Source organism: Huintestinicola sp., from assembly GCF_050874005.1.
GTDB lineage: Bacteria > Bacillota > Clostridia > Oscillospirales > Ruminococcaceae > Huintestinicola.
Window position 1 is genome coordinate 1 of record NZ_JBNMJV010000072.1, and the last position, 6791, is coordinate 6791.

The window sequence follows — 6791 nt, forward strand, 5'->3', positions numbered from 1 at the left end:
TGTTGCCGACGGTATTTTTGAAATCTTAAAAACGGTTAAATCGGGTATTGGCACATTCTTTTCTTTGCCCGATTGTAGCACTCAATTGTCTCTGTTTTCTGATTCGGATGCGTCAAGGCTGAATTTTGGGGAAACTTAAAGAAAACTCCTTCTTGCTTTAATCGCAATAATATGATATAATAATTATAATTATACCACACCGAAGGAATGATCCAAAAATGAATATCCTCGTCAAAAATATAAAAATGCTTATGGGCGGAGAGATCGCAGAGGGTGACATCTGCATTTCGGGCGATACCATCGCCGCCGCAGGCACGCTGCCAAAGGAATTTACCGCCGAAAAGATAATCGACGGCTCGGGAAAGCTTGCAATACCCGGACTTATAAACTGCCACGCCCATTCATATATGTCACTTTTCCGCAACTTAGCGGACGACCTTACCTTTGAGGACTGGCTTTTCGGCAGCATTATGCCCCGTGAGGACTCTCTCAGCCCCGAGGACGCTTACTGGGGAGCAATGCTTTCCTGCACCGAGATGATAAAAAGCGGAACCGTATGCTTTATGGATATGCATATGTTCCCGAACAAGTGCGCCGAGGCGGCAAGCACTCTCGGTATGAGGGCTGTTATGACAAGAGGACTTACGGGTCCCGACAGGACTGAAAAGGACGCATTGCGCCGATTTAACGAGCATATGCAGGAGAGAGAGCAATGGGCAGATGACCCTCTCATAAGCTTTAAGCTGGGTCCTCACGCAATTTACACCTGCGGCAGGGATTACCTTGAATTTCTCATTGAAAAGGCAAAGGAAACAAATCAGGAATTTCATATTCACCTTTCGGAAACGCTGAACGAGGTGAAAAACTGCTACAAGGAGCAGGGAAAATCGCCTGTGGAATATCTGAATGATATGGGATTTTTCAATGTAAAGACCGCCGCCGCACACTGCGTTCATCTGTCCGACCACGATATGGACATTCTTGCGGAGAAAAACGTCAGCGTTATCCACAATCCAAAGAGCAATTTAAAGCTTGCAAACGGCATTTCCCCCATTCCGAGGCTGCTTGAAAAGGGCGTTAATGTATGTATGGGAACGGACAGTCAGGCTTCAAACAACACTCTGAATATGTTTTCCGAAATGAATTTTGCCGCACTTCTTCACAAGGGCACAACGGGCATACCCACCGTATGCGCCGCACGTGAGGTGCTTGATTTTGCAACGGTAAATGCTGCAAAGGCTCTTGGATTTGAGAAAACCGGTGCAATTGCCGCAGGAAACAAGGCGGACATTTGCATACTCGACCTTGACAGACCCGAGTTTTATCCCCGCAATGACCTTGCCGCCGCTCTCGTTTATTCCGCTAACGGCAGCGAGGTGGATACTGTTATCATTAACGGAGAAATTGTTCTTGAAAAGGGCAGGCTTACTAAATTTGACGAGGAGGAAATTTACGCTAAGGCAAGGCAGGTTGCGGAGAGGTTTTAAGCAGGCTGAGGCAGGCTGAGCCTGCAGCCACTCGTTCTATAATTTTTTGAGGACAAGAAGCAAGCGGCTCGGTAACGATAGAAATAATCTGCACCGCAAATAGGAATATATCGGTCGGTATATTTGTACCGTTACCGAGCCGATAGTCTGACACCCAAATAAATTACAGAACATCTCGCTGCGGGTCGTCACCCGCAAATTCTGATTTGTCAAACACCCAAAATACAAAAATATAAGCCGAAAGGAAAGATAAAAAATGTCAAACACAAGCGAGATCAGAAACCCCGAGCTCTGGGAAAGCGGAGCAAGAAAAATTGAGTGGGTAAAGCAGAATATGCCCCTGCTCAGAGGTATAGAGGAGGAATTTTCCAAGGAGAAGCCTTTTGCGGGGCTGAAGGTTGCACTGTCCGTTCATCTTGAGGCAAAGACCGCATATCTGTGCAAGGTGCTTGCGGCAGGCGGTGCGGATATGTATGTCACAGGCTCAAATCCCCTGTCTACTCAGGACGATGTGGCGGCGGCTCTCGTTCACGACGGCTTAAAGGTTTTTGCCTGGTACAATGCCACAGATGAGGAATATCACCGCCACATTGCACGTGTTATCGAAGCAGGTCCCAACATTATCATTGACGACGGCGGAGACCTTGTTCACCTTATCCACACCGAACACCCAGAGCTTATCCCGAACGTTATCGGCGGCTGCGAGGAGACCACTACGGGCATTATCCGCCTTATTGCAATGAACAAGGCAGGAGAACTGAAATTCCCTATGGTGCTTGTTAACAACGCCGACTGCAAGCACCTTTTCGACAACCGCTACGGTACGGGTCAGTCCGTATGGGACGGCATAAACCGCACAACTAACCTTATCGTTGCAGGCAAAAACGTTGTTGTGGCAGGCTATGGCTGGTGCGGCAAGGGCGTTGCTATGAGAGCAAAGGGTCTTGGCGCTTCGGTAATTGTCACCGAGGTCGACCCTATCAAGGCAATGGAAGCTGTAATGGACGGCTTCAAGGTAATGAAAATGGAGGAAGCCGCTAAGATCGGCGATTTCTTTGTTACCGTTACGGGCTGCGACGGCGTTATCACCGAAAAGAGCTTTGTTAATATGAAGGACGGTGCGGTATGCTGCAATGCGGGTCATTTTGACTGCGAGGTTGATGTGGCTTGGCTCAGGGAAAACTGCGTTAAATCGTGGATAGCACGCAACAATATTATGGGCTATGAGCTGAAAAACGGCAGAAGCATTTACATTATCGCCGAGGGCAGGCTTGTAAATCTTGCGGCGGGAGACGGACACCCTGCGGAAATTATGGATATGTCCTTTGCGGTTCAGGCTATGAGTGCGCTTCATCTTGTTAAGAACAAGGGCAGACTTGACAGTATGATAATTGACGTTCCCCGTGAGGTTGATATGGAAATTGCAAGAAGAAAGCTTGCGGCTTGGGATATTGAAATTGACAAGCTCACCCCCGAGCAGGAGGCATATCTTAACAAGGGACTTTGATATTATTACATTCGGAGGTACCGGTTATGAAAAAGCATATTACTTTTATCACACTCGCCGCTGTTATGGCATTGCTTACTGCCTGCGGCGGCGAAGCATCGACCAATACCGATACTATCGAGCAGACAAAGGAAGAAACTGTTTTTTCCGAAGAAACAAAAGCTACAGAATCATCTGCTTCGGAGATCTCCATTACTTCCGAGGTGACTTCCGAAAGGTCGGAAACGACCCTTTCGGAAGAACAGTCTGCGACTGACAACACGGAAAGCGAGTTTAATAACAATAACGGTGAATCGGCGGAGAATGAGCCTCAGATACGTGTAGAGTGGGCAGACGAAGCAGATTTGACATCGGACTATGACAAATACGATATTTTCGAGCCGTCCGAGGAACAGGCACAGGTAGCATTCACATCGGACACTCCCATAAATGAATTTGTCATACTGGAGCTTACGCTTACGGACTGCAGCGATGAAGGGGTCATGACCTTTATCGCATATCCTGCTGCATCGCCGGATATCACCCCCGGAAAGCCCCTTGTTATAGGTTTTACCTTTGTGGGAGATATTCCCGGGTACGGATTTCAATATGAGGACGCAGAGGGAAACATTCGCCGCTTTGCCCTGGAAATAAGCGGTGAGGACGGCTCCCTCGTGGTACGGGAGGCAAGCGGGGAATACTATGACTTTGTTCTTGAATGAAGCTGAGTGCCTGTAAACATAGATATTTCTGACATTCGGAGGTGCGGTTATGAAAAAGCTTACGGCATTTATTGCCCTTGCCGCTGTTATGACATTGCTTACTGCCTGCGGCGGCGGAGAAACTTCTGTTGACAGAGCGGAGAGCGCACTTGAAAGCGCACAGAACGCTATCGGCGAGGCTGCCGACTCAAAGGCTTCACAGCTTGCTGAGGCGGCTGTGGGGGATATGGAGATACCCGATGAAAACGGGGAAACAGAGCTGCCCGATGTTGATGAACTGATAGATAAATGAAAAAACTTGTGAAAGCTGCCGTCATTCCGCTTATCGCCCTGCTTATTTTCATTCTTGCAATGCGAAACGGCTACATCACAGGCACAGCAGATAACAATACAGGCAGATTTGCGGTAAGCGCCGAGAATTACGAGAGCTTTACGCCAAAGGGCAGCAACCATTATCTTTACTTTTTTGATGAAACGGGAAAGCTTGTCAAGCGGCTTGATTTCCATAACCGTGGCAGCATTGAGATAACAGGAAATTCGGAAACCGTTTCGTTAAACAAAGGAACAGGCGTACAGTATTTCGACTATCTCGGTAATGAAAAGCCGCAAAATACGGGTAAGCCTGTTACAAGGGTATATACCCCTGTTTCCGAACCTTTTTCCATAAAAAAGCAGATGACGCTTTGGGGCTATGAATACCTTGTCACAAAGCACAATGGCGAAATACGTGAAATTCACCTTGACAAATGTCTTTACACAGGTAAGCTCATAAGCTCAATATTTTGTACGGCGGTATTTTTATTTGTGGCATATGGTTTTAAAAAGGCAGTTCTAAAGTCGAAAGGAAAATCAGATGAACGATAATATACGCAAACTGCTTGTCTCCTGCGGGTGGCAGATAACATACGATGAATTTAACATTGATTTTTCCGTTCCGTTTATGGAGCAGACGGACAGGCTGAATGAAGATCTGCTTCAGGCATCATCAAGGGGATTTATCATTGATATGGGCTGGTATCCCGAGGGTGATCCCGCCGGAAAGATAAGATCACTGCTGATAAAAAATCATAACTGGCTCGAACCTGTTTCAGAATTTGAAGATAAAAATGCTGCTATGCTTGAAGAACATATACGAAAGCTGATAAGCTATGCAGAGAGAGGAAGATCACAATGACCGAACAAGCAAAAAAAGACGGGCAGACAAATTCCTGCCCCGTTTACAAAAAATGCAGCGGCTGTCAGCTTCGCAATATGACCTATGAAGAGCAGCTTAAATTCAAGCAGATAAAGGTTGACAGGCTTATGGGCAAACTCTGCCGCCCCGACAGGATAATTGCCGCCGATAATCCCGAGGGCTACCGCTGCAAGGTGCAGGGTGCCTTTGACTTCAAAAACGGCAAATGCGTCTCGGGAGTTTATCAGTCCTCAACGGGAGGAGTGGTCGCTGTTGACCGCTGCGAAGTTAATGACGAAAGAGCAGACAAAATAATCAAGGCTGTGAGAAAAACGGCTCTCGGGCTGAAAATTCCCGTATGGTGCAGCTTTAACGGCAAGGGCTTTCTACGTCACGTGCTTGTGAGGATTGCAAGGAACACGGGAGAGATCATGGCGATAATCGTGGGAACTTCGGAGAATTTCCCCTCAAAAGCCGCATTTGTAAAATGCCTTACAGAGAAATGTCCCGAGATAACCACCCTTATTTTCTCCGTCAACCGCTCGGACAAAATGAATGTGGGAGACAGGTGCGAAGTGCTTTACGGCAAGGGCTATATCGAGGATATCATCTGCGGCAAGCGTATCAGGATATCCCCCAAGTCCTTTGCACAGGTAAATCCTGCACAGGCTAAGAAGCTTTACGAGCTTGCTGTACGCTCTGCAAAGCTTACGGGAAAGGAAACAGTCATTGACGCATACTGCGGCATAGGTGCAATGAGCCTTATGGCGGCAGACAAGGCGAAAAAGGTCTATGGCTGCGAAATAAACAAGTCCGCCGTAAATGACGCTGTGATAAACGCTAAACTGAACGGCACGGAAAATGCGGAATTTATCTGCTCGGACAGCGGAAAATTTTTTGCGGAATTTAACGAGGAAAATCTCAAAGCAGACGTTGTTATCCTCGACCCTGCAAGGGCAGGCTGTGACAGAAAATTCCTTTCGGAGCTTGTAAAAGTCTCTCCCGACCGTATCGTTTACGTTTCCTGCGAGCCGGAAACTCAGGCGAGAGATGTTTTCTTCCTGATAAAAAACGGGTACAAGCTTAAAAAGCTTATGCCGGTGGATATGTTTCCTTATACAAATCACGTTGAAACGGTATGCTTATTGTCCAAACTCAAAAGTGACCAACATATCGAGGTTGAGCTGAAAACGGACGAGCTTGATCTGACCTCTGCGGAAAGCAAGGCTACTTATGATGAAATCAAGGCTTATGTTAAGGAACACACGGGCTTGACGGTATCGTCCTTGAATATTGCACAGGTGAAGCAGAAGTGCGGTATTATTGAGAGGGAGAATTATAACAAGGCGAAGTCTAAGGATTCCCGACAGCCGAAGTGTACTAAGGAAAAGGAAGAGGCTATTGTTGGGGCTTTGAAGTATTTTAAGATGATTGGGTAAAGGTTCACCCGGCTGCGAGATGTCTTGCAGTCGGGTGATTTTATTTGGAAGAAATACAATTGAAAGTTATTTATTACTGAAACATAGGAAAAGCATATATGATTTATGTCCTTTTAGCTCTTGCTTATAAAATTTTAAGAAATCCTGTATGTTTGTAATTTGTTGATTTTAGGAGAATGCCATAAAATAGTATGTCTTCCAAATGGCTATAATACATTGTTTGTTGGCTGTCAAACATCGCAAGCGATGAAAAATCATTTTAGAAAAAATCAAATTTGTTTTATGGCATTTTTGTATTGATTTTGTAGGGATTTCATTTTTTTAAAAGCAAAAAGCGTATTGAAAAATGATGTAGTATAATAAAACTTGACACAATCCCGCCACCAAAATATAATAGAAGAAAAAGGAGAGTGTCAATATGGGACAATCAAAGCAATATGACCGAGAGTACAAAGAGGAAGCATTAAAACTCGTAGAGGAAAA

7 protein-coding genes are annotated in these 6791 nt (G+C 45.9%); all 7 read left to right on the forward strand.

Annotated features, from left to right (window positions below):
• The first annotated feature begins 218 nt into the window (after window positions 1-218).
• The gene (locus ACR0QN_RS13740; RefSeq protein ID WP_432651792.1) at window positions 219-1487 is read left to right on the forward strand and encodes an amidohydrolase; all 1269 of its coding nucleotides are present in this window, start codon (window positions 219-221) and stop codon (window positions 1485-1487) included.
• Between the two features lie 256 nt (window positions 1488-1743).
• Window positions 1744-2994, forward strand: a complete 1251-nt coding sequence (locus tag ACR0QN_RS13745; protein WP_432651793.1) for an adenosylhomocysteinase — start codon at window positions 1744-1746, stop codon at window positions 2992-2994.
• 26 nt (window positions 2995-3020) lie between these two features.
• Window positions 3021-3695 carry a hypothetical protein gene (locus ACR0QN_RS13750; protein ID WP_432651794.1) on the forward strand — a complete coding sequence of 225 codons (675 nt, stop codon included), beginning with the start codon at window positions 3021-3023 and terminating at the stop codon, window positions 3693-3695.
• 49 nt (window positions 3696-3744) lie between these two features.
• Entirely contained in the window at window positions 3745-3987 is a 243-nt protein-coding gene (locus tag ACR0QN_RS13755) for a hypothetical protein (protein ID WP_432651795.1), read from the forward strand.
• Entirely contained in the window at window positions 3984-4559 is a 576-nt protein-coding gene (locus tag ACR0QN_RS13760; RefSeq protein WP_432651796.1) for a hypothetical protein, read from the forward strand. Before ACR0QN_RS13755 ends, ACR0QN_RS13760 begins: the two co-directional genes overlap by 4 nt.
• A complete protein-coding gene (locus ACR0QN_RS13765; protein WP_432651797.1) occupies window positions 4549-4869 on the forward strand; it encodes a hypothetical protein in 321 nt (106 codons plus the stop codon). Before ACR0QN_RS13760 ends, ACR0QN_RS13765 begins: the two co-directional genes overlap by 11 nt.
• Window positions 4866-6308: a 23S rRNA (uracil(1939)-C(5))-methyltransferase RlmD gene (gene rlmD, locus ACR0QN_RS13770; RefSeq protein ID WP_432651798.1), complete on the forward strand. Its 1443-nt coding sequence runs from the start codon at window positions 4866-4868 to the stop codon at window positions 6306-6308. Before ACR0QN_RS13765 ends, rlmD begins: the two co-directional genes overlap by 4 nt.
• Window positions 6309-6791 lie beyond the last annotated feature (483 nt).